The sequence below is a fragment of the Brucella rhizosphaerae genome (assembly GCF_002252475.1).
Classification (GTDB): Bacteria; Pseudomonadota; Alphaproteobacteria; order Rhizobiales; family Rhizobiaceae; genus Brucella; species Brucella rhizosphaerae.
Genome location: NZ_NNRK01000011.1, coordinates 100,010 through 126,404, shown reverse-complemented (window position 1 = coordinate 126,404; position 26,395 = coordinate 100,010). Strand labels below are relative to the sequence as shown.

Sequence of the window (26,395 nt, the reverse complement as noted above, 5' to 3'; positions counted from 1 at the left end):
CCTAATCCCACTCCACATCAAATTTTTCCACGATCTGGCCGATCTGCGCATCGGTTAAGAGCTTGGGTTTCAAGCCATTGGTCAATAATGCCAGCTTGGCCGTCTCTTCCAGTTCCTCGATAGCGTAAACTGCTGCTTCAAGGTCTTTCGATGCAACAACAGGCCCATGATTGGCCAGCATAACGGCACTTCGCTTTCCAGCCAGCCCACGTATTGCGTCACCAGTTGCCGGATCTCCTGGCATAAAATACGGCAGAAGTTTTACCTTACCGAGCTTCATGATCGAGTATGCGGTCAAAGGCGGCAGCATGTTATCGGGATCAATATCCGGCAGCATAGAAAGGGCAACCGAATGGCAGGAATGCAGATGCACAACTGCCCCGGCCTTTGCCCCACGGGTTTCATAAAATGCCGCGTGAAGCGGCATCTCTTTTGTAGGACGGTCGCCGCCAACGAGCGTCCCCGCCTCGTCAAAGAGCGACAACTTATGTGGGTCGAGCCCACCGAACGAGCTGCCTGTGGGCGTCACCAGTAAGCGCCCATTGGAAAGGCGAGCCGAAATGTTACCCGACGATCCACCTGTCAAACCTCGGTCAAACATCGATTTTGCCAAACGGCAGATATCTTCCCGCAGCCTTGCTTCTTCGCTCATGCTACCTCCAGCATCTGAAGCGCATCAGAGAAGAACGTTGCAGTTCCAAAATTGCCAGACTTGAGGGCCAGCGCAACGGTCTCACCACTAATGTTGGCGTAGGTCCAGGGAACGCCGGGCGCAATTTCCTTTCCCACCCTGAGCTTCGTGATCCCGAGGGCCTGCGCTACGGCACCTGATGTTTCGCCCCCCGCGACAACAAATCTACGTATTCCAAGTTTGAATGAAGCACTAGCAAGATCCGCTAGGGCTTGTTCAACAATCTGCCCTGCGCGTTCCGCACCAAGCTTTGATTGTGCCGCTTGAACAGAAGCGGGATCAGCACTTGCATAAATCAGTTTTGGCATCTCAACCGGATATTCCTGCAGCCACTTAAGCGCATCCGCTATACCGCTCTCAGCCAGAACGGCTGGGTCCAGACGATAGCTTGCAACCCTATCACGGTAATGCTCGACCTGTTTAAGGGTCATGGCTGAACAGCTGCCTGAAAGCACAATCTGCCCATTCCTGATTTGAGGTTCAGGTGAAGTTTCACTGCTTTTGTCGATAATGCCAGAGTGGGCAAGAAGTGCCGGCAACGGCATAGCGAGAGCGCTGCCTCCACTGATTAGCGGCATATCCAGTGTCGCTTCAGCAATGATTGATAGATCATCGTTTGCAACAGCGTCAACGATAACGTGCTCAATACCTTCGGCCGCCAGTTCCATTAACCTCGTACGGAGTACTTCTACTCCACGCGCGACAGTGAGCCGATTGATAAGGCCCACTTTTCCACTCACCTGTGGTGTCAATAGTCGTACGAGACTGGAGTCTCGCATCGGTGTCAAAGGATGGTCCTTCATAGCGCTTTCGTTGAGTAGCGCTTCGCCAACAAAAAGATGTCCCATAAAAACATTACGACCATTTTCTGGAAATGCCGGGCAATAGATCGTCTGCGACACTCCCATTTCAGCCATCAACGCTTCTGCGACTGGACCTATATTGCCCTCCTCTGTGCTGTCGAATGTCGAGCAATATTTCCAGTAAAGACGCTTCGCACCGCGAGCACTAAGCCAGGCATAAGCAGATCGCACCTGATCAACAGCCAGATTTTTGGGTATTGTACGGCATTTCAGAGCGATAATTTCGAACGCTGCCGCATTGTCTCTGGCCTCTGTTGCCATCGGCAATCCAAGGCGCAAAGAGACAGGATAGCCGCTTCGCGCCAGCAAGCCTGCCAGATCAGTTGCTCCCGTAAAGTCGTCAGCAATTGCGCCTAAAACAATGCTCATGCTCTACTCCGTCATCCCTGGCAAGATAACGTCGCTTCTTACGGCGAGAACCTTTGCTACAGCTGCATCATCCTGTGGTCCAAACCCAGCTTCGGCGGCCTGACTAAACAAGGACAACGCTGTTTGGCTTAGTGGCGTTGATCCTCCGGCCTCCAAAGCTTCAGACGTTACAATACCCAGATCCTTGACAAATATATTAACCGCCGAACGTGGTGTGTAATCCCCTTCCACAATATGCGGTCCGCGATTTTCAAACATCCACGAAGAGCCAGCCGACACGCGAATAACATCGAATACCGTCTCAAGGTCCAACCCGACTTTCGCGGCGAGGGTAAGTGCTTCTGCCGCCGCAGCGATGTGAACGCCTGCCAATAACTGGTTGATCATCTTGACCTTGGAGCCCAATCCAGGCTCTTCGCCGAGACGAAATACCTTGGCAGCAACTGCATCCAAAGAAGATGAGGCAATGTCAAAGGCCGCTGTTGGACCGGACCCCATCACCGTCATTTCGCCCGACAAGGCTTTCTGCTGCCCCCCTGAAACGGGCGCGTCGATTGCAAGCATGCCGGCCGCTTCGAGGCGCGCAGCGATTTCGACTGTCACACTCGGCGCCATGGTCACGCACAAAAGAAAGACTGTGCCTTGCACAGCATTTACCAACGCGCCTTGTGGACCAAAGAGGACATCCTTCGCCTGATCGGAATTAACGACGAAGACGAATACTATATCGCTTGGCCCGGCCTCGGCTGCAGTTGAGTAACCCTCACCGCCCTCGGTGGCAAAGCGTTGTGTAACCTCACGGCGCACATCAACGCCTTTAACATAAAAGCCGGCACGCAGGAGGGACGTGGCTGCACCCCACCCCATGGAGCCAAGACCGATTACAGTTACTGTCTTATCCGACATCACGTCATGTCACCCTTGATTCAGTTCATCTTCGATATGAAGTTTGATGATTTCATCGAATGATGCATCCGCGACAAAACCCAACTGGGTCGCACGGCTTGCATCAAAATCTTGAGCCCATCCATCAACGATCCCGGCAATAAGCGGATCGTGTTCTTTGCGGATAAGCGCCACCGCTTTATCGCCAGCAACTCTTCGCAGAGCTTCAATCTGTTGACCAACCGTTGCTGAAAGGCCCGGCATATTCAAAACACAGCGATGACCAAGCCGTGCAAGATCAATCGTTGCAGCATGCAGGAGAAAGCCAACTGCCCGACGCGGGCTGACATGCCAGTGTCTCACGGTTTCATCGACTGGGAGGATCGCTTCTTTTCCGATGAGAGGTTCACGTAAAATATTGGAGAAGAAGCCGGATGCGGCTTTATTTGGTTTTCCGGGGCGAATGCAAACAGTGGGTAACCGTATACCAATACCGTCCAGGAAACCTTTGCGGGAGTAATCTGCAAGCAGCAGCTCACCAATCGCCTTTTGAGTTCCATAGCTCGTACGTGGTGTCAAAAAGAATTCGTCATCGATTTTTTCTGGAAAGGGCGCTCCGAAGACTGCAATCGATGATGTGAAAACCACGCGTGGCTTATAGGGAGAAAGTTCCCCTTGCTGACGAATGGCTTCGAACAGATACCGTGTACCATCGAGATTGATTGCGTAGCCTTTGTCAAAATCGAGCTCGGCTTCACCTGATACGATAGCGGCCAGATGAAATATAATGTCTGGTCGATCAGCCATCAGGGTCGTTGCGACAGCGGGGTCGGAAATGTCGGCAGCAATTGTTTGAACATTGCCCATATATCCGTCAGGCGCTGAAGGAGTGACTACATCCACCAACGTCAAAGCTTTGATATCTGTTCCACCAATACCTCCATCCCGGCTTATAACTTCGGCGAGCTTGCGCCCGACCATTCCTGCCGCGCCAATAATCAAGACATGCATAGAATTTGCCCCTATTCATTTCATTACACACATATCATTTGCAGTTGTCGGTACTGCAGGATGCGCTTTAATCGTTGCTGACTTTCAGTTGGTTCTGAGCAGCCAGAGACTTTTTGGTGGACACATAAATTCGTTCTTCATGCGCGGCAAAAGCTGCCATCGCTGCAATGCGATCACGCTTTTCCAGTGCACTCAAGATCATCTGATGATCGGCAAAGCTTCCGTTTACAGCGCCCGGTTGTGCAACGGCGCGGCGGCGATGCTCCATCATGTAAGTGTAAAGGTCAGTCACGATATCAGCGAGAAGTGGATTTCCGCATTCCCTATAAATTGTCACATGAAACTCCCGGTCACAAATAAGAAACCGGACCGGATCATACATGCAGCTCGTCTGGGCATCGAGAGAACGACGCAAAACTTCAAGCGTATCATCTGAAATTCGTTCAGCCGCATCTCCGACAATTTGCTGCTCAACAAGCAAACGCGCGGCATGAACCGCATGCACATCATATAGATCCACATTGAGACGCGAGGTTATACCGATGGACAAACCGGTAAGATCAATGCTCGCCACCCGCGTTCTGGCACCTTGCGCCACCTCCAGCACACCGCGCGCAGCCAGAATTTGGATTGCCCCGCGAACAGTCTGTCGATTGACAGAAAGTGCAGTTGCCAGCTCTCTTTCTCCCGGCAGTTCATCGCCGACACTCAGCAAACCAGAAGCAATCAGAGCACCTATCTTATCAGCGATTACATCTCTGATTGTGCGCCGCTCAAGGTCGCGCCCGAGCCCTGCACCTTTATCGAGTAAAAGATCGTGAACAACGCTCAAACCGGGCCTCACTGATCCACTGGTTCATCCACTAGTCCAGTTACAATCTTCGACCGTACCCTTTCTGTCAAGAGTTCGCGGGTCTGGCCAATCGTGCTTCATAAAATTTCGACCATCAAAGTGCTCTCGAAATCGACATGCTGAGCCATATCCGGAACAGTGAAGCCAAAAAGAAAACTCGATTTGATTTAGAAATATGTGCAAAAACAATGAGTTAACCTGACCTCAACGGTTCGGCATGGACTTGCGTCGTCCATGGTTCATCCCCGCCACGTTCCCATGCAATGTGGGGATAGACAATTGGACTTCATTTAATTATCAATAATAATAGATTCTATCTATAATTATTGATTTAAGGACACTTACCGTGCCTAACGTTCAGAAAAAATCGCGATATCTGCCGGACGCTATGGCAGAACAGACCTTCTTCACCTTTGATGAAGCCGTAATTATCTATAATTTTCCGTTTAACGATCTGCTCTTTCGTGCCCAAAGTGTCCACCGCGCGCATTTCGATCCCAATGCTGTGCAGATGAGCCGCTTACTATCGATCAAGACAGGTGGTTGTGCGGAGGATTGTGGTTATTGCAGCCAATCTGCCCGTTATCCGACCGGACTGAAAGCCTCGAAGCTGATGGAAGTCGAGAAGGTTCTCGGCGAGGCACGCAAAGCCAGGGAAGCAGGCGCAACGCGCTACTGCATGGGGGCAGCGTGGCGTAGCCCAAAAGACCGGGACATGGAAACGCTTGTCGCCATGGTTGAAGGCGTAAAAGCTCTTGGCATGGAAACCTGTATGACGTTGGGCATGTTGACGGAAACACAGGCAAGTGAATTCGCTGAAGCCGGCTTGGATTATTACAATCATAACATCGACACGTCCGAGCGCTTCTATTCCGAAATCATCACCACCCGCAGTTTTGAAGATCGGCTCAACACACTTGAAACCGTACGTATGGCAGGCATCAAAGTGTGCGCGGGCGGGATTTTGGGCATGGGCGAGACAGTTGATGACCGTATCTCGATGCTTTTGACCCTGGCAAACCTGCCCGTGGCACCGGAAAGCGTGCCGATCAACCAGTTGATCCCCATTCCCGGTTCAAAACTCGCCAATGCCACACCGGTTGATCCAATCGATTTTGTTCGCACAATCGCTTTGGCGCGCATCCTTATGCCGACATCACATTTGCGCCTGTCTGCAGGGCGCACAGAAATGAGTGACGAGATGCAGGCATTGTGCTTCTTCGCCGGTGCTAATTCCATCTTCATCGGCGATACCCTGCTGACTGCAGATAACCCTGGCGAGGGCCACGACGCAGCTCTTTTCCAACGCCTGGGCATTTCGCCCATGCCACTCGAACCGGCAGTCGGGCAATGATGATGCTTGCGGATTATGCCGCTACGCTTGAGGGTCTGAACCGCAAAACGCGGCTACGCTGTCTTGCTCCGCAACGGGGCATCGACTTCACCTCGAACGACTTTCTTGCATTGGCTGATGCGCCGCGTCTGAAAGCAGCACTTATATCCGCCATGGAACGCGGTGTGCCTGTTGGTGCCGGAGGCTCCCGCCTGCTGCGGGGCAATCATCCCGAACATGAAGCACTGGAGTTGGAAGCTGCCGCATTCTTTGGTGCAGAGCGCGCCCTTTATTTTGGCAGCGGCTATATGGCTAATGTCGCACTCTTCTCCACCTTACCACGACGAGAAGATCTGATCCTCCACGATGCGCTCATCCATACGAGCGTGCACGAAGGCATTGCCATGAGTAAGGCCGCGTCCGTCAGCGTCCACCACAATGATGCAGCGGGCTTCGATGAGGCAATTCGGAACTGGCGCAACAACGGCGGCAAAGGACGCCCATGGATTGCCGTTGAAAGCCTTTATTCCATGGATGGAGACCGGGCACCACTTGCAGACCTCATAGAGATTACCCATCGCCACGAAGGTTTTCTGGTGATTGATGAGGCCCATGCAACCGGTATCTTCGGTGCGGATGGTCGCGGACTTGCTGCCGGTTTGGAAGGCCACGACAACGTTCTGGTATTGCATACCTGTGGAAAGGCGCTGGGTGTATCGGGCGCACTGATTGCCATGTCAAAAGTGCTTGCTGAATATCTCATCAATCGTGCACGTCCCTTCATTTACTCCACAGCACCCTCACCGCTCATGGCCGCTGGTACACGCGAGGCTTTGCGTATCGTCAGCGATGAACCGGAGCGTCGTGAGGCTCTCAAAGATCTCATCTCTTTTGCTGGCAAAGAGATGACGCAGCAGTTCGGCATGACGCCGAGCGGATCGCAGATACAGCCCATTATCATCGGGAGCAATGCACGCGCTGTACAGATCGCCCAAACGCTTCAGGAACAGGGTTTCGATATTCGCGCCATTCGTCCACCAACAGTGGCAGAGGGCACGGCGCGCCTGCGTCTCTCCATCACGCTTAATGTCGATCAACAGCAGATTGCCCGCATGTTGGACTGCCTCGCCGCAACCATGAAAGAATTCGAAAAATGACTAACCGTTTTGTGATCTGCGGCACCGATACCGGTATTGGGAAGACGGTATTTTCCGCAGCCCTGACAGGCGCACTCAACGCCCATTACTGGAAACCCGTGCAATCAGGGCTGAACGAAGAAACAGACAGTGAAATCGTTGCGCGTCTGAGCGGAGTTCCGGTCGACCATATATTGCCAGAAGCTTATCGGTTAAAAGAACCGGCCTCGCCGCATCTTTCAGCGCGTCTCGAAGGCGTGGAGATCGACCCGTTCCGCCTTGAGCCGCCAGCCGGTGTAGGACCGTTGATCATCGAAGGTGCTGGCGGGCTTTTAGTACCACTCACGAACACAACAGTATTCGCAGATGTCTTCGCTCGCTGGCGCATTCCTGTCATTCTCTGCGCCCGCACAGCGCTCGGAACCATCAATCACACACTCCTGTCAATCGAAGCACTGCGCAGCCGCGATGTTCCCATTCGTGGTGTTGCTTTCATCGGCGCAGAAAATTTCGACACACAAACAACCATCTCCGCCATTGGACAAGTAAAGGTGCTTGGTCGGTTACCCCTCCTGGAAAAACTGACGAAGGACAGCCTCAGCCATGCATTCGATGAAAATTTCGACTTAGTGTCCTTGATGGAAACATGTGCATGAGCGGCTCACCTGTCTGGCACCCATTTACGCAGCATGCTCTGACACCATCGATGAAACGCATCGTTGCGACCGACGGCGCTTACCTCTTTGATGAAGATGGTACACGTATCTTCGATGCAATTTCCTCATGGTGGGTCACGACGCACGGCCATCGCCACCCCGTCATCATGGATGCAATCCGCGAGGCGACGGAAACCTACGACCAGATTATTTTTGCCGAATTCACCCATGAACCAGCAGAAATCCTCGCCAAAGGCCTGTTGGATTTTGCGCCAAAAGGCTTAAGCCACGTCTTTTACTCAGACAGTGGATCGACAGCCGTCGAAGTGGCAATCAAGATGGCGCTTGGCAGTTTTTACAATCGCGGCATCGCTCGTGACCGCATTGTAGTGATGGAACATGCCTATCATGGAGACACGATAGGCACCATGTCTGCGGGCGAGCGCGGCGTCTTCAATGCCCCCTTCGAAACTATACTGTTTGGTGTAGATCGTCTTCCATTTCCCCAAGCTGGAAAAGAGCAGGAAACAATCGATGCATTTGAGACTATTTGCCGGTCAGGAAAAATTGCTGCAATTCTGATTGAACCACTGGTTCTTGGCGCTGGCGGTATGAAATTTTATGGTACGACCACACTCCGCGCCTTGAAAGAAATAGCCAGTCGCTATGACTGTCTGTTTATTGCCGATGAAGTTATGACCGGCTGGGGCCGTACAGGAACGCGTTTTGCCTGCGATCAGGCTGGCTTAACCCCGGATATTCTTTGTACCTCGAAAGGCCTGACCGGAGGAACCTTGCCACTTGCGGCAACGCTTTGCACGACAGAGATTTTTGAGGCACATTTATCACGCGACCGTAGCAAAACCTTTTTTCATTCAAGCTCCTATACGGCCAATGCAATTGCTTGTGCGGCGGCGGTTGCCAATCTGCAAATCTGGCGCGACGAGCCTGTTGAGGAGCGCATCGCCGAACTTGTATCGCAACATGCTCATCATGTGCAGCGCTTTAAAGGCGACAGAAGATTTGCCAATGTGAGGCAATGCGGCACGATCACCGCTCTTGACCTTGTGACACCGTCCGGTGGTTATCTGGCGGATGTCGGACCACGTTTGCGCGCACTGTTTCGCGACCGCAATCTGCTTTTGCGCCCGCTTGGAAATGTCCTCTACATTATGCCGCCATACTGCTCGAGCGCAGACGATATTGCGGCCACCTATGATGCCATTGACGAAGTTGCGTCGATTGTTCTCAAGGAAACAGCATGATGGCCGTGCTCTCTTCCCGGCTTGCCGGATTTGGTCATGCAGTTCCGGCCCGCGTTGTCATGAATGCAGAAATTGAAATCCAACTCGGGCTTGAAAGCGGCTGGATTGAAAGACGCACCGGCATAAAGTCGCGCCATTGGGCCGTTGACGGCGATACATTAAGTGGGCTTGCAGCCGAGGCTGGGCAGATGGCGCTCGATAATGCAGGGATTTCACCCGATGAAATCGCGATGACCTTGCTTGCCACGTCTACGCCAGACCATCTCTTGCCGCCCTCCGCACCGCTTCTTGCGCATAAGCTCAACTTAAAAAATTCCGGTGCTATCGATCTTGCTGGTGCCTGCGCTGGCTTTCTCTATGCTCTAACGCTCGCCGATGGTTTTGTGCGGGCGCATGGACGGCCGGTGCTTGTTGTTGCTGCCAATATTCTGAGCCGTCGGATCAATCCGGCGGAACGGGCGAGTGCAGTTCTATTTGCAGACGGAGCTGGCGCAGTTGTTCTGGCCCCAAGTAAAAGCCCAAGCCGTGGCCTTAAAGCAGCGGCTATGGTCGCAGACGGCAGCGGCTATAGCCTGATCACCATACCCTCGGGCGGTAGCAATTGTCCTTTCAATCCCAATACACCAATGGATCAGTTTTTGATGACAATGCCCGATGGACGCGAAGTGTTCTCCCGCGCCGTTGATCTGATGACACGCACAGCGGATCAAGTCATGAACGAGGCGAGTATCACCGCCTCAAATATCGATTACTTCGTTCCCCATCAGGCCAATGTCCGCCTTTGCGACGCAGTTCGCCAAAACCTGAGATTGGCGGAGAGGCAAACGGTCAGCACAATTTCCCATTATGGCAACTCGTCGGCAGCCACCATTCCACTGTCGCTATCTGTCCAACATCAGCAGCGACCATTCCAACCCGGTCAACATTTATTGATGACGGCAGCGGGTGCTGGCTTAAGTGGTGGTGCCGTATTGTTTGCTGTTTGAGGGCCGCTGTTTTGAGGCCGGCAAATCGGCGCTCCAGATTTCCGCCTGGTGCATCGCTTATCAGGCTCACGATGTGTTCAGTTGCTGGTCAATAGATTTGTGTTACTGTGAAAGTCCGGGAATTGGTTGCATGTCTTGGAAACAGGAGCCTGCGAGTGAAGCGTTGGGTGATCTGGGGTACTACGGTAATTGTCATTTGTGCCGCTTACGCTGGCTGGTATCACTTTAATAACCTGTCTTCTGTAACAACACCTGATACAACACAAAATGTTGGCAAAAGAGGAGCAAACCGCTCCGCAAATGTTGTGCACGCGGTCAAAACTGCAGTCGCAGAAGCAGGTTCTCTGCCGATCCAGCGAAATGCAGTGGGTATCGTTGTCGCAATCGCGTCGACAGCTGTAAACAGCCCGCAAGCTGGTAATGTTTCGGTGTTGAACGCCCGCGACGGAGCGATAATCAAAAAGGGCGATTTGATTGCACAACTCGATGATCGGGTCATCCGCGCAACTATTGGTAAAGATCAGGCTACAGTCGCCAAATCTCAGGCAACGCTGGATGATGCAGAGCTTCAGTTAAAGCGAATTCAGGATCTGGTTAGCCGCGGCGTGAACACATCACAGAGTGGAGACGACGCTTTAGCCTCCGTTAAAGTCGCCCAAGCGCAGTTGCAAGCCGATACCGCACAGCTCACGGCAGATCAGGTCACGTTAACCAACACCAAAATCACAGCGCCGTTCGACGGCCAGCTCGGCGCCATTGTTGTATCGGTCGGCGCTTATCTGGCTGCCGGAGCCCCGGTCACAACTCTCACACAGATGAAGCCGGTATATGCCGAATTCACTCTTCCAGAAACTGATCTTGCACAAATCCGCCAAACCTTTGCAGCGGGAACTCTGACGGCTCAGGCGACTGTAGTCTCAGGAGACGGTAAAGATGATACGGAAAGCGGCCCAGTGAGTTTCATCGATAACTCTATCGATACTGTTAGCGGAACGGTGCAATTGCGCGCACAGCTGGACAATCAATCTGGCAACTTCTGGCCGGGCCAATCCTTGCGCGTTTCAATCGCGACGGGCCAGATCAATAATCTGGTGCTGGTTCCCGGCGTAGCTGTGCAACCGCAGGAAAATGGCTCAATAAGCTATGTCGTTAAAGCCGATAACACAATTGAGGTCCGTCCCGTAACCGTCGCTTTGCGTGCAAATGGCATGGCAGGGATCAGTAAGGGTCTTCAATCAGGAGAGAGCGTTGTGACGGAAGGCCAGGCAACGCTTGTCGATGGCAGTAAGGTGAAGGTTGCGGCCGCAGGGACCGGAACTGGGACATCCTCCGATTAATGGAAATAAGGGCAATAACGCCATGAATATTTCCGAGCTGTTCATCCGCCGCCCCGTTGCAACTGTCCTGTTAATTGCGGGATTGTTGATTGGCGGTGTCTCGGCTTATTTCCAGCTTCCGGTTGCGGCACTTCCAGAGGCTGATTTTCCGACAATCAATGTGTCCGCACAGCTGGCGGGTGCCTCACCTGACACCATGGCGTCTTCTGTTTCAACGCCGCTTATCAAGCAGTTTGAAACGATTGCCGGCATTGATACAATCAGTGCGACCTCTTCGCTCGGCAACACATCTATTACGCTGCAATTCGATTTGTCGCGCGATATCGATTCAGCAGCAGCCGACGTACAGGCGGCGATCACCCGCGCCCAAAGACAACTGCCGGATAACCTGACAACACCGCCCAGCTATCGTAAATCCAACCCTGCGGACGCGCCGGTACTTATCCTGGCACTCACTGGAGATGGCGCGCGTCTGACGCAGATGGATGATATTGCCCAGAACATCATTTCTCCAGCGCTATCTACGATATCGGGCGTCGCACAGGCACAGGTATTTGGTTCAAAGACCTACGCTGTACGCGTTGAAGTGGACCCAGACAAACTGGAAAGCCGCAACTTATCGCTCTCAGGCTTGCGTGACACAATCGCTGCTGCAAACGATCAAACACCCGTGGGAACCCTGCAAAACGGAACGCAGGCGTTAACGGTTGATGCTAAAACGCAGCGAACCAATGCCGATGAGTTCAAAGACCTGATCATTGCCGGAAGCGGCAACAGAATTGTTCGCCTGTCAGATGTAGCGACCGTTCTTGATAGCGTCGAGAATATCAATCAGGGGAGCTGGCTTGACGGAAAACAAACAATTGCCCTTGCTGTACAGCGGCAGCCCGGGTCAAATACCGTAGCCGTTGTCGATGCGATCAGAGCGAAATTACCCGATATCGAGGGTGCCCTCCCAGCGCAGATGCATATTTCCGTCGTTAACGACGCCTCGGCGTCCATACGTGCTGCGATTTCCGACGTTCAAAAGACGTTGGCGATAACGATAGGCCTCGTCATCCTTGTAATATACCTGTTTTTAGGACGATTCTGGGCGACCATGATCCCCGGGCTTGCTGTTCCATTGTCATTGGTTGCAACATTCGCTGGCATGTATGCCTTTGGATTCTCCATCGATAACATTTCTCTGCTTGCACTAACGCTAGCCGTCGGATTGGTTGTCGATGATGCTATCGTGATGCTGGAAAACATAGTACGGCGGACCGAAGAAGGGCTTTCGCCTTTTCAGGCAGCCATAGAAGGTAGCCAGGAAGTGACGGGAACGATTGTCTCCATGTCACTCTCCCTGGTCGCAGTGTTTCTTCCGATTTTGCTGATGGGCGGCATCGTCGGGCGCGTGTTAAACGAGTTTGGCATGGTCGTGACTTTAGCCATTTTGTCTTCAGCGCTTGTCTCTCTGACTGTGACACCGATGCTTGCCGCCCGACTGCCGCACACGCCTGAACAGCCGGGCCGCTTCACACACATTTTCAACACTGTGACGCAAAAATATGGACGTGCTGTCGGCTGGTGCCTCAATCACCGGTCCATTGTGCTCGTCTTGTTTTTTCTCAGCCTTGCCGGATCTGTCTGGTCGTTTATGACCTTGCCCAGAAGTTTCTTCCCGCAGGAAGATATAGGCCTGCTGACAATCTCTACACAGGCGCGGCAGGATATTTCCTACGAAGCCATGAGCAGTTTGCAGCAACAGGCCTCCGCAATTATTTCCAAAGATCCGGCTGTCGAACATGTCACCTCGTCTTTGGGAAGCGGACCGGGCGGCTCGACCTTCAATACAGGTTCCTTCTTCGTGCAGCTCAAGGCGCGGGACCAACGGCCAGCGCTTGATCAAACATTGAGCAACCTGCGAAAGTCGCTCAATCAACTTGCCGGCCTTACGGCTTATATAACGCCGGTACAAAGCTTGCGCTTTGGGGGTCGAAGCACCCAGAGCCAATATCAGATTGTTCTTCAATCTCTGGATGCCGACGAGGCGCGGCAATGGTCGACAAAACTTGAAGATGCCATGAAGGCTGAAACCGGCATGTTTGTCGATGTTGCATCTGATCTGCAGAATAACGCCCTGCAAGCGCGTATAGAAATCGACAATGACAAAGCTGGCAGCCTTGGAATAACGTCCGAAGCCATTCGCAAAACGCTGGAAGCAGCCTATGGCACGCTGACAGCTTCGCAAATCCAGACCACGGGCAATAATTACGACGTCATCATAGAACTGGATCGCAATCGTCAATGGGATGAGACCCAATTGGGTACACTTCGTGTACCATCTTCATCAGGAACATTGGTTCCTTTGGCGAGCTTTGCTTCAATCACACGCACCAATGGTCCTGTTACGGTTAATCAGTCCGGTCAGTTGGCTTCAGTGACCTTGTCATTCAATCTTCCGGGAGGGGTATCACTTGGTACGGCAACTGATCGGGTGGACAGCTTACGCAATCAGATAGGCATGCCAGCTTCGGTCGCGGTGCATCCAGCTGGCGCAGCACAGGTCTTCGCGCAATCGACCGGCAATATGGGGTTGCTCATCCTAGCAGCGATTGCAACGATTTATATCGTTCTGGGCGTCTTGTATGAAAGCTTCGCTCATCCATTCACCATTCTGTCAGGTCTTCCATCGGCAGCCTTTGGTGCTCTGCTGACACTGCAACTCTTCGGCTTTGATCTTTCGATCATTGCGCTTATTGGTCTTTTGATGCTGATCGGCATTGTCAAAAAGAACGCCATTATGATGGTAGACGTAGCGCTTGTTCTGAAGCGGGAAGATAACCATCCGGCCGAAGAAGCCATCCATCAAGCAGCTATTATGCGATTTCGACCAATCATGATGACGACGTTCTGTGCCCTACTCGCGGCAGTTCCAGTTGCTCTTGGTCACGGTCAGGGTTCAGAACTGCGCCAACCACTGGGCGTAGCAGTAGTTGGCGGCTTGTTGCTCAGCCAAGTCCTGACGCTTTTCATTACCCCGGTCATCTTTGTGGAAATTGACCGTCTGGCCAACATAAAGCTGTTCAAGCGCGGAAAAGTCCAAGCCGAGGTATGATAGCCTGGAACTACAGGCTCTTGATCAATGCCTCCATAAGGTCGGCTTCCAGATCTTCTGGATCTTCAAGACCAACAGAAATGCGGGTCAGTTGAGGGCCAATTCCGAGATCATTTTTCTGATCTTCGGGCACAACAGCGTGCGTGAGAGAAAATGGATGTTGAATGAGGCTTTCCACACTGCCCAAGCTAACCGCAAAGTGGAAATAGTGCGTCGACGTTAAGATACGCTCTACCCGTGCAAGATCACCGGTGACTTCAACGGACACGACGCAGCCGAAATTGATCATCTGTCGCGAAGCCATCGCATGTTGTGGATGGCTAGAAAGGCCGGGGTAAACAACCCTGATCAATCCTAGTTCTGCGGCTTTATTCTCCAGACTGTTGGCCAGCCTGAGTGCCGTTTCCGACTGTCTGGCGCTCCTGATCTCCAGTGTTTTGAGGGAGCGGTGCAATAATGCGCAATCCGTGGGAGACATCACAGACCCCAACGCATTCTGTAAATACTTGATCCGTTCGCCAAGCTTCGCCGGAGCATGGGCGGAAACAGCGACAACACCGCCCAGAAGGTCTGAATGTCCGTTCAGCATTTTAGTGGCAGAGTGCACAACAACATGGATTCCATGCTCTATCGGACGCTGTCCGGCAGGCGATGAGAAGGTGCTGTCGCAAACGGTAATCGCACCAGCCTCAGTTCCCAGCTTTGCAACCAGAGACAGATCAACAATTCTAAGAGTGGGATTGGACGGTGTTTCAAACCAGAGCAAGCTCGGTTTGAAATCCAAAACTGCCTGTCTGAGTGCCATTTCGTTGGAGAAGTCCACAAAATTGACCTCGTGGCCTGCAGTCAGTGGGCGAACATCGGCAAGGAGTCGGTAGACACCACCGTAAAGATCATTATGCGCCAGTATCGACGAACCTGCCGGGAGTGTCTCCAGCAAAGTTGCAGCGGCTGCGAGGCCACTCGGAAATGCAAAGGCTACTTCCGCGCCTTCAAGGTCAGCCAAACAGCGTTCAAGCGCATTGCGCGTCGGATTACCGCTTCGGCTGTAATCATAGCCTTTGCTTGAGCCGATGCCATCCTGCACATAGGTTGTGGCATGGTAGATCGGAGGAATAACTGCGCCGGTCAGCGGATCCGGCTCTTGTCCAACGTGAATGGCTCGAGTTGCAAATCCTGCTTGATTGCGAAGAAGCTTGTTCGTCACGTTTCTGTCTTTCCGCCGTGTGATGCCGCCGTGTGATACTCGTTTCAGCACAGCTATTAAATCTTCTGCTCAGTGATTGGCAGTTCAAGTTTATTTCGGGTTTTCGCCTGCCGTTACGAAAATTAATAGGGGATCAGCTCGCTTGTATCCTTAAGATACAACGGGTGCCCTGGTGAACCGTTGTTCGTAATTTTCAGCGCGTGCAGTGTGACCTTTGCTGCGCGCAAAGCATCGGTAACTGCCTGTCCATGATGTGCCAGTTTCTTGTGAAGAGAACCGTAGGCCATGACGACGATCTCGGCGCCTAATGCCTGTTCGACGATCGTTTGCAGGTTCTCCTGAGTGCAAGGCTCAACACCTTGTTCAAGCAACATCTTTGGATTGGTCGCACGGTAATCCATGACATTGCATTTCACATAACGGCCATAACCCCAGCGGCGGGTAAATTTCTGTTCTTTAAACACTGTGGGATCATCGACATTGAACGCGGCCGTGCTCGGGTTCATTCCGATCCAAAGGACATAACCGTCCTTATCCGCTCCATCCCACTCCCGCGTGAGGAGGCGTCGATAGCGACCACATTCCGAAAAAAGAGCATCGCCCCTGATTTCCGATTTAACTTTGAGGCGAACTTTGCCGCCCGGATCGTGGAGCTCGTGGCTCATAGCTGCTTCATCTCTCTTATGTCGTATTTCGTATCGGGCGCTGCATCGTAATCATCGTGCTCAGATACACATTCGTCTTCTTTTCTTACGACACCAACTCTCCCGTCAAGCTAAGATTGCCGCAATGTCGCTGGAAGGAAGGAGGCCTACAACCGATCGTTCATAAATAATACGGGCGAGTGTCGCTTGAATTCTCAGCGTTAATTGCTATGTTTACCCAAGGCGTGTGCTGCGTGCGCCCAGGGACTGCCCTGAATACGGAGACTGTGTTTAACCGTTTCTGTCAGGAGCTGCCATGGCTGGTCGCATACAAAGTACTATTCGCAATTTTCTGGACAGTGAATCTTCGGGTGGCCTATTGCTGATAGCATCGGCAATTGCGGCATTGCTCGTCGCAAACTCTCCACTCGCAGAGACTTATTTCCGTACTCTACATGTCTATCTGGGACCGCTTTCTATCCAGCATTGGGTGAATGATGCGCTGATGGCCATCTTCTTTCTGATGGTCGGTCTGGAAATAAAACGTGAGATGGTCGACGGCCATCTTTCGTCGTGGCCACGCCGCATTTTGCCCGGGGCTGCGGCGGCCGCTGGAATGGCCGTTCCTGCAATGGTCTATCTTGCATTCAATCTTAACAACGGTGCCGCACACGGCTGGGCAATCCCCGCCGCAACCGATATTGCCTTTGCACTTGGTGTGATTTCGTTGCTCGGTTCTCGGGTTCCAACGTCACTGAAGGTGTTTCTAGCAGCCCTTGCGATCATTGATGATCTGGGTGCCGTAATCATCATTGGAATTTTCTATACGTCTGGCGTTTCAGTCATCGATCTGGCCCTCGCCGGAGGCGTATTCGCGATTCTTCTGGCTTTCAACCTTATGGGTGTCAAACGCCTGACGCCTTATCTGTTGATTGGCACGTTGCTCTGGTTTTTCACCTATCGTTCCGGTGTTCACGCAACGATTGCGGGTGTTCTGTTAGCGCTGACTATTCCGATTACCCGCACACCGGCGAAGCCTGAAGCGAGTCGCTCAGAAAGCCCGCTGCATCTGCTTGAACATAGCCTGATCAAACCGGTCGCATTCTTCATCGTGCCAATATTCGGTTTCGCCAATGCTGGTGTGAGCTTCTCAGGGTTGGGCGTAGATGCGCTCTTTGCTCCGGTCACGCTGGGCGTCGCGGGCGGATTGGCCCTTGGTAAACTTCTGGGAATTTTCGGTGCAGTCTTGCTATTGGTGAAAACAGGCATTGTCGGCCTGCCAGCAGGTGCGAGCTGGTCACAAATGCTCGGAACCACCCTTTTATGCGGCATAGGCTTCACAATGAGCCTGTTCATCTCGCTTCTTGCGTTCAATGACGCTCTGCTTCAGGACGAAGCCAAAATTGGTATTCTGATTGGTTCGCTTATCGCAGGTACTGCGGGCTTCATTATTCTGCGTTTTTCCAAACGAACTGATGGTCGGTAGTTGAACGGACAACTCTTAGTTTCAGGCGTTGATCAATAGGATTATGCGCCTGAAACTAAGAGGGATTTATTGACAAATTTTCGTCACGGAGGACCGTTTGAACGCTTCAATCAAACGAAGCGTCAAATCCCGGCGCAACTGCTCCCATCTAAGCCTTCGGCAACGGCTTTCCACGGCGCATAAGGACGTAAACCAGCAGCGCAGACGCAATAGCCATGATGGCCGAAAATGTAAGGGCCGCTGAAAACCCGGTTGAGTATCCCTTCATTGCAATCGCAGTTGCTGCTTCACGTGCAGAAGGACCAATTCCAGCAAGTGCTGTCGGTAAATCGCCTGCGACAATGGCCTCAGCGAAAGCAGGCGTGCAAGTTGGATCTGAACAGTTGGTATGAGTGAGCGCGCGCCGTACGACACTTGCGAGTATTCCGCTCAGCACCGCAAAACCTAAGAGTATTCCGGAAAATCGGGATGTTGTGCTGATGCCCGACGCCATGCCTGCTCTTTCTCTGGGAACCACTGACATGATAGCCTTTTGTGTCTCGCCATTGAGCAGACCGCCTCCGCTACCCAGCACAAGCATACCGCACATAACAGTGGACCACATTCCATCCCGCGCACCCCATGCGGTCAGCAGGCTTCCCAAACCAACAATCAAAAGACCCAGTGAAAGTATCTCTCGCGAGCCAAACTTTCTGCTAAGCAGACGCCCAACATTGGGGAAAATCAGCATAGCGACGGCAAACGGAAACATTGCAAACCCAGCTTGCAAAGCCGTTCGACCAAGGCCGTTCTGAAGAAACAGTGGCAGCATGGAAGCCATAACCTGAGCGCAAGCTGCATAGGCAAACATCGCCCATACACCACCAACAAATCGCGGATTACGAAACAGACTTAAGTCCAGCATTGGACGCTTCTGGACAGTCTCAGCAAAGACAAAGATAGCTAGCGCAACGCTACCTGCAGCAAATCCTAGTAGTGCAACGCCAGAAAACCACCCATGGGCCTGACCATTAATCAGCCCCCAGGTAATTCCAAACATGGCAGCAGAGAAAGAAACAAATCCAAAAGGATCAAGCCTCCGGGCGTTGTCGTCTCGCGATTCTTCGATTAGCCGCAGGGCGGCAAGTGCCAGAGCGATACAGATCGGCACATTGATGTAAAAGGCCCACCGCCATCCCAAAGTATGAGCGATCACTCCACCCAGAATTGGTGACAGGACCATCGTGAGGCCCATAATTGCGCCCCACATCGCCCACGCACGGTTTCGTTCCTCTTCCAGATGGAAGGTGTGCCCGATGATAGCAAGTGCGGGCGCGAGCATGAAGGCCGCACTCATGCCCTGAGCTGCACGTGCAAGATAAAGCGCTGCAGCCGTGGGAGCAACGCCACATAACCAAGAGGACAGCGCAAATGCTCCTATGCCGATCAGAAAGACCAAACGACGACCGAAACGGTCGGCGATTGCCCCTGCCGGCAGAAGCAATGATGCAAAACACAACACATAGGTGCTGATGACCCATTCAACATCTGCGAAGGATGCCCCGAAATCACGCGCTATTGTTGGCAAAACTATTGCAACAACATTCGTATCCAGCACCGTCATGGCGCAACCGATTGAGGCGGTCAGAAGTGTCAGGGTAACATTTGCTTTTCGACGAGCAACTGCGATGTCCAAGGTCATTTTATCAACGCGGCGACGCCGGCCTTCGCTATCTGTTCGTCATGGTCTGGCGTATCTGCCGAAACGCCAATAGCACCCACAACTTTGCCATCAACTATAATAGGCACGCCACCTCGCATCATGACAAAGCCCTGCGCCGTCACCGCCGCTGGACGTGGACCATTGATTGCATCTTCCAGCGCGCCGCTTTCGCGGCGAAACAGAGCAGCAGTCCGCGCTTTGCCGGGAGCAAGATCCACACCTGCGAGAACCGCAGCATTATCCATTCGTTCCATGACAATCGGAAGTCCTTCGGCATCAACCACAGCAATCACGCAAGGCCAATCATTAGCCGATGCCTTTTCCCGCGCGGTAGTCAAGACGGTGCGGGCTGCTTCCAGTGTCAGATAGGGCTTGGTTGGAAGGTCAACTGCAAAGGCCGGTGACATGCTTACACTCATGAGGAAAGCCAGAACAATACGTGATAACATTTCAGGACTCCTTTGAAAATTACGATGTCATCTACGCTGATTTTTAATTTGTTTCATTCTTGTCGTTTTCGATGTTTATTAGGTTTTTCCTAATTATCCAGAAAGCTGCAGATGGAACTTCGACACCTTCGCTATTTCATTACTGTCGCTGAAGAATTGCATTTTGCCCGCGCAGCTGAGCGCCTGAACATTGCCGCTCCAACCCTGACCGTCCAGATCCAGGAAATCGAACGCGTTCTTTCCGTGCGATTATTCACGCGCACCAAGCGCTCGGTCATGTTGACATCCGCGGGCAAGGTCTTTCTCGATGAGGCTCGCCTCGTTCTGGACCAGTATGCAAAAGCAGAAAGCGCAGGACGACGAGCAGGACGTGGCGAAATCGGACGGATCGAGATTGGTTATGTCGGATCCGCAGCCTATGCTGGTGTATTGCAAGAGCAAATCTCTCAATTCACCCAGCAGTGGCCGGGTGTAGACATCCGCGCGCGGGAGTATCCTATGGAGGAATTGCCAACACTCATTGAAGAGGGGCAGCTCGACCTGGGCTTTGTACGGCTGCCAATGGCTTACCCCTCTTCACTTCGATCACATATATTGTTGAGGGATGTATTCTGCGTTGCCTTCTGTTCCAGTCACCCAAAGGCGAAACAAGATGCACCCTTGCAACCGCGCGAACTCGCAGGATTAAAATTTGTAATGCCCGAACAGGAACTGGGTACGTATGAAGTCGCCCGCCGAGGGCGCTTTCCTCCAGATATTGTGGCCAAGCCCGGCAGTCTTCTTTCCGTTCTCACACAGGTTTCGCTTGGTGCAGGGGTATCTGTTATTCCAAGTTCTGTGAGAAAGGCTGTCAGACTGCCCAATATCGAATTCCGCTCCATTGCCGGAAAGCCAATTACATCGGAAATTGCCGTTCTTTTCCGGGCGGAAGAGAGCGCGCCATCAGCGCGAAACTTCATTCACCAAATATTGCACACTCCGATTTCAATGCTTGGTGGCGAGGGTACCTCGTTGCTGAATGCTGCCACAACAGGAAACCAACGGACTAAGCTCGCGAAAAATTGAGCCAGACTCGGTTTAATTGACCGTATTCCTGGTCGAAACGCGGCTACAAGACCTTGAGAGTAAGTCGTAGTAATTTATGGCCATTCACTCGATAAGCGCATTAGGCTAAGCTCGTCTGACAAGCGTTTATCTGTGAACCATTGAGAGGCGTTGAATGACTGCTGAAACCAAGTCAGTGCGTATCATACGGACAGTTATTGAAACACTTCGTCCACAGTTCAACGTCGAGCTTTGGGATGGTACACGGATAGGAAACTTCGAGGGTACCTCACTTGTCATAAATGATCCGACGATTGTTCGCCAACTCATCCTCAAGCCAAATTATGATTCATTGATCGATATATGGGTATCGGGTCGGGTCGATATTAAAAATGGCACGATCTTCGATCTCGCAAATGCAAAGATTGACGGCAAGCTCAAAGAAAGACTTAAAGAACTGCCGAAATGGCAGCTATTAAAGGATCTTCCGGCACTCGTGTTCGCAGGCAAGTCGGCTGCGCGCGCCGCGGTCGATGGCAAGGCTCCCTTTGTCAGCGGATCGAACAAAGAAGCAATTTCGCACCACTATGATGTGTCGAACGAATTCTACAAACTGTTTCTTGATGAGCGCATGGTTTACACATGCGGCTATTTCACAGACTGGGCAAATGACATCGATCAGGCCCAGCAAGACAAGCTTGAATTGATCTGTCGCAAGCTTCGCCTTCAACCGGGAGATCGTCTCTTAGATATCGGATGCGGCTGGGGAGCGCTGCTGATCTATGCTGCAAAGAACTTTGGCATCACCGGCACGGGCGTTTCACTGTCCGAAGCGCAGACCGCGCTTGCGCGAGAGCGGATCAAGGCAGCGGGTCTTGAAGATAAGATCACAATTCATATTAAATCCTACGCTGAGCTGGACGGTCAGTTTGATAAGATATCGTCTGTGGGTATGTTCGAACATGTTGGCATTGAAAATTACGACAGTTATTTCAGTGCTGTGAACCGGCTTTTGCGTCCGGGCGGCCTTTACATGCATCACGCAATCACCCGTCGCATGAAAAAGAACAAGAAGGCTTTCAACCGCAAAAGCGCGGAACATCTTGCCTTGGTGAAGTATATTTTTCCAGGCGGAGAACTGGATCATCTTGGCATGACCGTGGAAAATCTCGAAGGCCACGGCTTTGAAGTTCATGACGTGGAAAACCTGCGCGAGCACTATGGCCGCACATGTCGGTTATGGTGTGAGCGGCTCTACGCAAATTTCGACAAGGCTATCGAGGAAATTGGCTATCCAAAGGCACGTCTTTGGGTGCTTTATCTTGCAGGTTGTGCACTTGCGTTTGAACGTGGGACCGTTCAGATCAATCAGACTCTCGCATCCAAGCGCAGACGTGGCATTTCGGCGGTGCCGCAAACACGCGCCGATATCTACACCGACTTCGGCAAGCACTGAAAAATGCCTCTTTGATCTGATCAAGGAGGCAAGAAAGCAGAGCACCGATCCAGTTCAACCGGACCGGCGCTTTTTCGGGATGATCTTTAATTCTGCTGCATCACATTGCGCCAGAGGTCAACACTGCCTTCGCCTGCATGGGTGTCGATATCCTTGAGTTCTTCTTTGCTGAAGCTCAGGTTCTTGAGAGCATCCAGAGAATCGTCAAGCTGCTCAACTGTGCGTGCACCGATGAGTGCTGACGTCACACGAGGATCACGCAAGACCCAGGCGATCGCCATCTGTGCCAATGACTGCCCACGCTTCTTTGCAATCGCATCCAGCGCACGAACGCGAGCAAGGTTATCTTCGCTGAGCAGTCGCTCGTTGAAAGAACCGCCTCTGGCTACACGCGCATCATTTGGCACGCCACCGAGATATTTCGAAGTCAGAAGACCCTGCGCCAACGGTGAGAATGCTATACAACCCGTACCTATTGCATCCAGCGTTCCCAGAAGTTCGTCCTCAATCCAGCGATTGAGCATCGAATAGGACGGTTGATGGATCAACAGCGGAATGCCCTCGGCTCTCAGGAGAGCTTCAGTCTCGCGGGTGCGTTGCGGATTATAAGAGGAAACGCCAATGTAAAGCGCTTTGCCCTGACGAACCATCTGGACAAGTGCACTGACGGTTTCTTCAAGTGGCACATCGTTGGTTGGGCGGTGCGAATAGAAGACATCGACGTAATCCAGCCCCATGCGCTGAAGGCTCTGATCAAGAGAAGCCAGCACATGTTTGCGCGAACCACCCAGGCCATAAGGCCCGGACCACATGTCCCAACCAGCTTTCGTCGAAATAACCAGCTCGTCGCGGTGATCGCGGAAATCTTTCTTCAGCACTGTGCCGAAGTTCTCTTCTGCTGATCCATAAGGAGGGCCATAATTATTGGCGAGGTCAAAATGCGTTACACCGCGATCAAATGCCTTGCGAATGATGGCGCGACCAGTTTCAAACACATCGGCACCACCGAAATTTTGCCACAGACCAAGTGAGATCGGTGGTAACTTCAGGCCCGAACGGCCCGTGCGGCGATAGTCGACACCTTCATATCGGTCGGCATTTGGAATATACATGTCGTCTCCATAGGAATTCATATGGGCTTACCTGCCCGTCTTCCGTGACCATAAGTACGGGTTGTTGATAGTTGAATCAATTGGCTTCAATTCAATGGATCATTTAGAACAGCTCAACGATCAATGGGGCGTAATTCCCGGATCGTTTTGATCAGCATCTGAAGGCCATAAGGCAATTGACGGCGACTTGAATAGTAGAATGCCAGCGGAGGTCCGAGAGACGCCCATTCCGGGAGAATAATTTGCAATTGCCCGGCTTTCACATACGGCTCCGCCAGTTTCTCCAGACAGTAAGCAATACCGGTACCGGATAGGGCAGCGGCCATCGAAACATCTGTCGACCCGGAAATCAGTGAGCCGGGAACATCAATTTGCAAATGCTCATCCCCGCGATCAAACTCCCAATGGAAAAGCTGACCGCGTCCTGTCCTTATTCTGATACAGTTATGGCTCATCAGGTCAGCTGGATGTTTGGGATGTCCAGCACGCGTTAAATACGCGGGCGAAGCGACTGCAACCCAATTCAGCGGTTCACTGATAGCCACCGCAATCATGTCCTCGGGAATAGAACCTGCATATCTGAGCCCGGCATCAAAACCCTCCGCAGTGACATCAAGAAAGTTGTCATCAGCCGCGATTTCCAACTCGATATTTGGATAACGCTCGCGGAAAACTGGCAGCACAGCTTGAAGCAACAATGGAACCGCGTCCTTAAGCACATTGATACGCACACTTCCGGCTATACCGTTGAATTGTCCCTGCAATTCCTCAATACCACCGTTTATGATATCAAGGCCGGCGGCAACTTTGTCGGCCAGCGCCGCACCTGCCGCAGTCGGAGCGACACTTCGGCTGGTTCGATTAAGCAAACGAACTCCAAGACGCGTTTCAAGCGCCTTCATTCGATGGCTGAGAGCAGACACAGATAAATCCAGTTGATCTGCAGCTTTACGGAAGCTCCGATATCGAACAATCAGAAGGAAAACTGAGAGGTCGGAAAGATCATTCCTGTTCGTTGCCATCTGGAAATACCTTATATTTCACTCTCAGTATGAAGGATTAGATTGGTTCTCTAAAAGAGCGGCATGATAGATCCAGAACTCTTCAATGTAGCGACGCGCAAGCTCGTTAGGGGCGCCACTGCCACGCTGTATTGCAAGAAAACCCGCATCCAGAAACATGCTGAATGGCTTGATTATCACACCACGTCCACGAAACTCGGTCGCGGATGACGGATCAATGATAGCAATGCCAACACCTTCAGAAACCAGTGTCAAAGCCGTGTGAGAAAGGCGCGTTTCAATCGTTGAAGAGCGCGCAATATCCGCCAAAGCCACTTCAACGCGCATGGCGAAGACTGTGCCGGGCTCCAGCGTAATCATCCGCTCATTCACAAGGTCTGATGGCGTAACCTGATCAATATTTGTGAGCCTGTGCCCCTCCGGGATAGCGACAACAGCTGCGACCGGACGGGTTTCGATTATGAAACCCGGTCGATCTAAAGGACCATCCGCAAAACCTATATCGACACTGCCCGACGCCACAGCTTCAATCACCTGCGACGATGAGATACCATTTAAAGACGCGTGGATATTTGGATGATCTCGCAGAAAATGCGCGAGGAAGCGAGGCATAATCCCATTAGCGAGCGCTGGCATCGCCGCGATACGCAACATACCAGCATTCTGACGACGCACTTCTTCCGCAAACGCTTTGATGCGCGAGAGACCTATGAAGGCACGCTCGACTTCCTGCATCAGGGTAAGGGCTTCCTGGGTCGGCGTGAGTTGGTTGCCCCGCCTGTCAAACAGTTTGAGTTTCGTAGAGAATTCAAAATCACGAATGAGCCGACTGACTGCTGGTTGGGTAATCGCCATAAGTTCCGCAGCCGCAGTCATCTTCCCTGTCAACATAACAGTCCGAAATGCTTCAACCTGACGTAGGTTCATCGTTCCTCATAACATTTAGTTATTCTCGACCCTGTTTTTCGAATTTGACTGTATTGAAGCAGACTGTCAAACCCTAAGAAAAATAAGCTGTGCGCTGATTGGTTTCAGCAAAAAGCACGGAAGGGAACAGTCTGGTGAGTGCGGTCAACGCATATCTTGATCTGATGGGATTCACAGATGGCGGCTGGGGCAAAGACATGCTCAAAGCCACGCTTGTGACAGTCACCGTCGCGTTGAGTGGTTTTGCTATCGGTTCAGTGTTTGGCTGTCTGGCGGCCGCCGCGTCCTTCTCGTCTTTGCGGGTCCTGCGTGGGCTTTCGGATGGCTACACCACATTGCTTCGCGGCATTCCGGATCTCCTCATCATATATCTGTTCTATTTTGGCAGCAGTGCCGTACTGAGCAAGCTTTCGGCCATGTTTGGGGCAACGGGCTTTGTCAGCGCCCCCGTTTTCCTGATTGGAGCGCTTGCGATCGGTGTGGTTTCAGGCGCGTATCAGGCCGAGGTCTACCGTGGCGCAGTTTTAGCCTTGTCGAAAGGGGAACTTGAGGCTGCACGAGCTTACGGCATGCCCCCACATCTGATGTTTCGGCGCATCATTCTCCCACAAGCCGCCCGCTTTGCCATTCCAGGCGTTGGTAATGTCTGGCAACTGGTGCTCAAAGAATCCGCACTCATTTCGGTCGTAGGACTGATTGAACTCATGCGTCAGGCGCAGATCGGAGCCGGTTCAACCCGCCAGCCTTTTACCTTTTTCCTGACCGCCGCCGTTTTCTATCTGCTGATCAGCTTTGTCTCAGGGCATGTTTTCCGGCTGGCTGAAAAACGCGCGATGCGCGGCATCAGAAGGGCGGTATGAC

23 protein-coding genes are annotated in these 26,395 nt (G+C 52.3%); 11 read left to right on the top strand and 12 right to left on the bottom strand.

Annotated features, from left to right (window positions below):
- Window position 1: 1 nt before the first annotated feature.
- The 5 genes from otnC to CEV32_RS00875 all read right to left on the bottom strand — a co-directional run bounded on the left by otnC (window position 2) and on the right by CEV32_RS00875 (window position 4,651).
- A complete protein-coding gene (gene otnC / locus CEV32_RS00895; protein ID WP_094573557.1) occupies window positions 2-652 on the bottom strand; it encodes a 3-oxo-tetronate 4-phosphate decarboxylase in 651 nt (216 codons plus the stop codon).
- Entirely contained in the window at window positions 649-1,923 is a 1,275-nt protein-coding gene (otnK, locus tag CEV32_RS00890) for a 3-oxo-tetronate kinase (protein ID WP_094573556.1), read from the bottom strand. Before otnK ends, otnC begins: the two co-directional genes overlap by 4 nt.
- Before the next feature lie 3 nt (window positions 1,924-1,926).
- Entirely contained in the window at window positions 1,927-2,829 is a 903-nt protein-coding gene (gene ltnD / locus CEV32_RS00885; protein ID WP_094573555.1) for an L-threonate dehydrogenase, read from the bottom strand.
- A 9-nt stretch (window positions 2,830-2,838) separates the two neighbouring features.
- The gene (gene denD / locus CEV32_RS00880; RefSeq protein WP_094573554.1) at window positions 2,839-3,819 is read right to left on the bottom strand and encodes a D-erythronate dehydrogenase; all 981 of its coding nucleotides are present in this window, start codon (window positions 3,817-3,819) and stop codon (window positions 2,839-2,841) included.
- A 67-nt stretch (window positions 3,820-3,886) separates the two neighbouring features.
- Window positions 3,887-4,651 (bottom strand): FadR/GntR family transcriptional regulator, encoded by a 765-nt coding sequence (locus CEV32_RS00875; protein ID WP_094573553.1) that lies wholly within the window; start codon window positions 4,649-4,651, stop codon window positions 3,887-3,889.
- 409 nt (window positions 4,652-5,060) lie between these two features.
- Here CEV32_RS00875 and bioB point away from each other — a divergent pair, with 409 nt between their 5' ends.
- The 7 genes from bioB to CEV32_RS00840 all read left to right on the top strand — a co-directional run bounded on the left by bioB (window position 5,061) and on the right by CEV32_RS00840 (window position 14,485).
- A complete protein-coding gene (bioB, locus tag CEV32_RS00870; RefSeq protein WP_094573552.1) occupies window positions 5,061-6,026 on the top strand; it encodes a biotin synthase BioB in 966 nt (321 codons plus the stop codon).
- Window positions 6,023-7,162, top strand: a complete 1,140-nt coding sequence (locus CEV32_RS00865) for an 8-amino-7-oxononanoate synthase (RefSeq protein WP_094573551.1) — start codon at window positions 6,023-6,025, stop codon at window positions 7,160-7,162. Before bioB ends, CEV32_RS00865 begins: the two co-directional genes overlap by 4 nt.
- A complete protein-coding gene (gene bioD / locus CEV32_RS00860) occupies window positions 7,159-7,797 on the top strand; it encodes a dethiobiotin synthase (RefSeq protein WP_094573550.1) in 639 nt (212 codons plus the stop codon). The genes CEV32_RS00865 and bioD overlap by 4 nt, the downstream gene beginning before the upstream one ends.
- Window positions 7,794-9,062: an adenosylmethionine--8-amino-7-oxononanoate transaminase gene (locus CEV32_RS00855; RefSeq protein ID WP_094573549.1), complete on the top strand. Its 1,269-nt coding sequence runs from the start codon at window positions 7,794-7,796 to the stop codon at window positions 9,060-9,062. Before bioD ends, CEV32_RS00855 begins: the two co-directional genes overlap by 4 nt.
- Window positions 9,062-10,048, top strand: a complete 987-nt coding sequence (locus CEV32_RS00850) for a beta-ketoacyl-ACP synthase III (RefSeq protein ID WP_094573548.1) — start codon at window positions 9,062-9,064, stop codon at window positions 10,046-10,048. Before CEV32_RS00855 ends, CEV32_RS00850 begins: the two co-directional genes overlap by 1 nt.
- A gap of 350 nt (window positions 10,049-10,398) precedes the next feature.
- The gene (locus CEV32_RS00845) at window positions 10,399-11,385 is read left to right on the top strand and encodes an efflux RND transporter periplasmic adaptor subunit (protein ID WP_235818680.1); all 987 of its coding nucleotides are present in this window, start codon (window positions 10,399-10,401) and stop codon (window positions 11,383-11,385) included.
- Between the two features lie 22 nt (window positions 11,386-11,407).
- A complete protein-coding gene (locus tag CEV32_RS00840; protein WP_094573546.1) occupies window positions 11,408-14,485 on the top strand; it encodes an efflux RND transporter permease subunit in 3,078 nt (1,025 codons plus the stop codon).
- Between the two features lie 10 nt (window positions 14,486-14,495).
- Here the strand turns inward: CEV32_RS00840 and CEV32_RS00835 are convergent, their stop codons facing one another.
- Both CEV32_RS00835 and CEV32_RS00830 read right to left on the bottom strand, forming a co-directional pair.
- Window positions 14,496-15,692 carry a trans-sulfuration enzyme family protein gene (locus CEV32_RS00835; protein WP_094573545.1) on the bottom strand — a complete coding sequence of 399 codons (1,197 nt, stop codon included), beginning with the start codon at window positions 15,690-15,692 and terminating at the stop codon, window positions 14,496-14,498.
- A 122-nt stretch (window positions 15,693-15,814) separates the two neighbouring features.
- A complete protein-coding gene (locus CEV32_RS00830; RefSeq protein WP_094573544.1) occupies window positions 15,815-16,357 on the bottom strand; it encodes a DUF1643 domain-containing protein in 543 nt (180 codons plus the stop codon).
- Between the two features lie 295 nt (window positions 16,358-16,652).
- On the opposite strand from CEV32_RS00830, the gene nhaA reads away from it, so the two are divergent.
- Window positions 16,653-17,822, top strand: a complete 1,170-nt coding sequence (gene nhaA / locus CEV32_RS00825; protein ID WP_094573543.1) for a Na+/H+ antiporter NhaA — start codon at window positions 16,653-16,655, stop codon at window positions 17,820-17,822.
- Between the two features lie 148 nt (window positions 17,823-17,970).
- Here nhaA and CEV32_RS00820 read toward each other — a convergent pair whose 3' ends face one another.
- On the bottom strand, window positions 17,971-19,503 hold the full coding sequence (locus tag CEV32_RS00820; RefSeq protein WP_094573542.1) for an MFS transporter: 1,533 nt from the start codon (window positions 19,501-19,503) through the stop codon (window positions 17,971-17,973).
- Entirely contained in the window at window positions 19,500-19,973 is a 474-nt protein-coding gene (locus CEV32_RS00815) for a GlcG/HbpS family heme-binding protein (RefSeq protein WP_094573541.1), read from the bottom strand. Before CEV32_RS00815 ends, CEV32_RS00820 begins: the two co-directional genes overlap by 4 nt.
- 111 nt (window positions 19,974-20,084) lie before the next feature.
- On the opposite strand from CEV32_RS00815, the gene CEV32_RS00810 reads away from it, so the two are divergent.
- Both CEV32_RS00810 and CEV32_RS00805 read left to right on the top strand, forming a co-directional pair.
- Window positions 20,085-21,038, top strand: a complete 954-nt coding sequence (locus CEV32_RS00810; protein ID WP_094573540.1) for a LysR family transcriptional regulator — start codon at window positions 20,085-20,087, stop codon at window positions 21,036-21,038.
- 154 nt (window positions 21,039-21,192) lie between these two features.
- Complete coding sequence (locus CEV32_RS00805) at window positions 21,193-22,473, top strand: SAM-dependent methyltransferase (protein WP_094573539.1); 1,281 nt, start codon at window positions 21,193-21,195, stop codon at window positions 22,471-22,473.
- 86 nt (window positions 22,474-22,559) lie between these two features.
- Here the strand turns inward: CEV32_RS00805 and mgrA are convergent, their stop codons facing one another.
- The 3 genes from mgrA to CEV32_RS00790 form a co-directional block, all read right to left on the bottom strand.
- Complete coding sequence (gene mgrA, locus CEV32_RS00800) at window positions 22,560-23,606, bottom strand: L-glyceraldehyde 3-phosphate reductase (RefSeq protein ID WP_328587902.1); 1,047 nt, start codon at window positions 23,604-23,606, stop codon at window positions 22,560-22,562.
- Between the two features lie 92 nt (window positions 23,607-23,698).
- Window positions 23,699-24,607, bottom strand: coding sequence for a LysR family transcriptional regulator (locus CEV32_RS00795; protein WP_094573537.1), 909 nt, complete (start codon window positions 24,605-24,607; stop codon window positions 23,699-23,701).
- A gap of 24 nt (window positions 24,608-24,631) precedes the next feature.
- The gene (locus tag CEV32_RS00790) at window positions 24,632-25,534 is read right to left on the bottom strand and encodes a LysR substrate-binding domain-containing protein (protein WP_094573536.1); all 903 of its coding nucleotides are present in this window, start codon (window positions 25,532-25,534) and stop codon (window positions 24,632-24,634) included.
- 164 nt (window positions 25,535-25,698) lie between these two features.
- Here CEV32_RS00790 and CEV32_RS00785 point away from each other — a divergent pair, with 164 nt between their 5' ends.
- A complete protein-coding gene (locus CEV32_RS00785) occupies window positions 25,699-26,394 on the top strand; it encodes an ABC transporter permease (RefSeq protein ID WP_094573580.1) in 696 nt (231 codons plus the stop codon).
- Window position 26,395: the final 1 nt, after the last annotated feature.

Coding starts and splice junctions, on each gene's coding strand:
- otnC (WP_094573557.1), bottom strand. CDS start 652: ATGAGCGAAGAAGCAAGGCTGCGGGAAGATATCTGCCGTTTGGCAAAA.
- otnK (WP_094573556.1), bottom strand. CDS start 1,923: ATGAGCATTGTTTTAGGCGCAATTGCTGACGACTTTACGGGAGCAACT.
- ltnD (WP_094573555.1), bottom strand. CDS start 2,829: ATGTCGGATAAGACAGTAACTGTAATCGGTCTTGGCTCCATGGGGTGG.
- denD (WP_094573554.1), bottom strand. CDS start 3,819: ATGCATGTCTTGATTATTGGCGCGGCAGGAATGGTCGGGCGCAAGCTC.
- bioB (WP_094573552.1), top strand. CDS start 5,061: ATGGCAGAACAGACCTTCTTCACCTTTGATGAAGCCGTAATTATCTAT.
- CEV32_RS00865 (WP_094573551.1), top strand. CDS start 6,023: ATGATGATGCTTGCGGATTATGCCGCTACGCTTGAGGGTCTGAACCGC.
- bioD (WP_094573550.1), top strand. CDS start 7,159: ATGACTAACCGTTTTGTGATCTGCGGCACCGATACCGGTATTGGGAAG.
- CEV32_RS00855 (WP_094573549.1), top strand. CDS start 7,794: ATGAGCGGCTCACCTGTCTGGCACCCATTTACGCAGCATGCTCTGACA.
- CEV32_RS00850 (WP_094573548.1), top strand. CDS start 9,062: ATGGCCGTGCTCTCTTCCCGGCTTGCCGGATTTGGTCATGCAGTTCCG.
- CEV32_RS00840 (WP_094573546.1), top strand. CDS start 11,408: ATGAATATTTCCGAGCTGTTCATCCGCCGCCCCGTTGCAACTGTCCTG.
- CEV32_RS00830 (WP_094573544.1), bottom strand. CDS start 16,357: ATGAGCCACGAGCTCCACGATCCGGGCGGCAAAGTTCGCCTCAAAGTT.
- nhaA (WP_094573543.1), top strand. CDS start 16,653: ATGGCTGGTCGCATACAAAGTACTATTCGCAATTTTCTGGACAGTGAA.
- CEV32_RS00820 (WP_094573542.1), bottom strand. CDS start 19,503: ATGACCTTGGACATCGCAGTTGCTCGTCGAAAAGCAAATGTTACCCTG.
- CEV32_RS00815 (WP_094573541.1), bottom strand. CDS start 19,973: ATGTTATCACGTATTGTTCTGGCTTTCCTCATGAGTGTAAGCATGTCA.
- CEV32_RS00810 (WP_094573540.1), top strand. CDS start 20,085: ATGGAACTTCGACACCTTCGCTATTTCATTACTGTCGCTGAAGAATTG.
- CEV32_RS00805 (WP_094573539.1), top strand. CDS start 21,193: ATGACTGCTGAAACCAAGTCAGTGCGTATCATACGGACAGTTATTGAA.
- mgrA (WP_328587902.1), bottom strand. CDS start 23,606: ATGAATTCCTATGGAGACGACATGTATATTCCAAATGCCGACCGATAT.
- CEV32_RS00795 (WP_094573537.1), bottom strand. CDS start 24,607: ATGGCAACGAACAGGAATGATCTTTCCGACCTCTCAGTTTTCCTTCTG.
- CEV32_RS00790 (WP_094573536.1), bottom strand. CDS start 25,534: ATGAACCTACGTCAGGTTGAAGCATTTCGGACTGTTATGTTGACAGGG.
- CEV32_RS00785 (WP_094573580.1), top strand. CDS start 25,699: ATGGGATTCACAGATGGCGGCTGGGGCAAAGACATGCTCAAAGCCACG.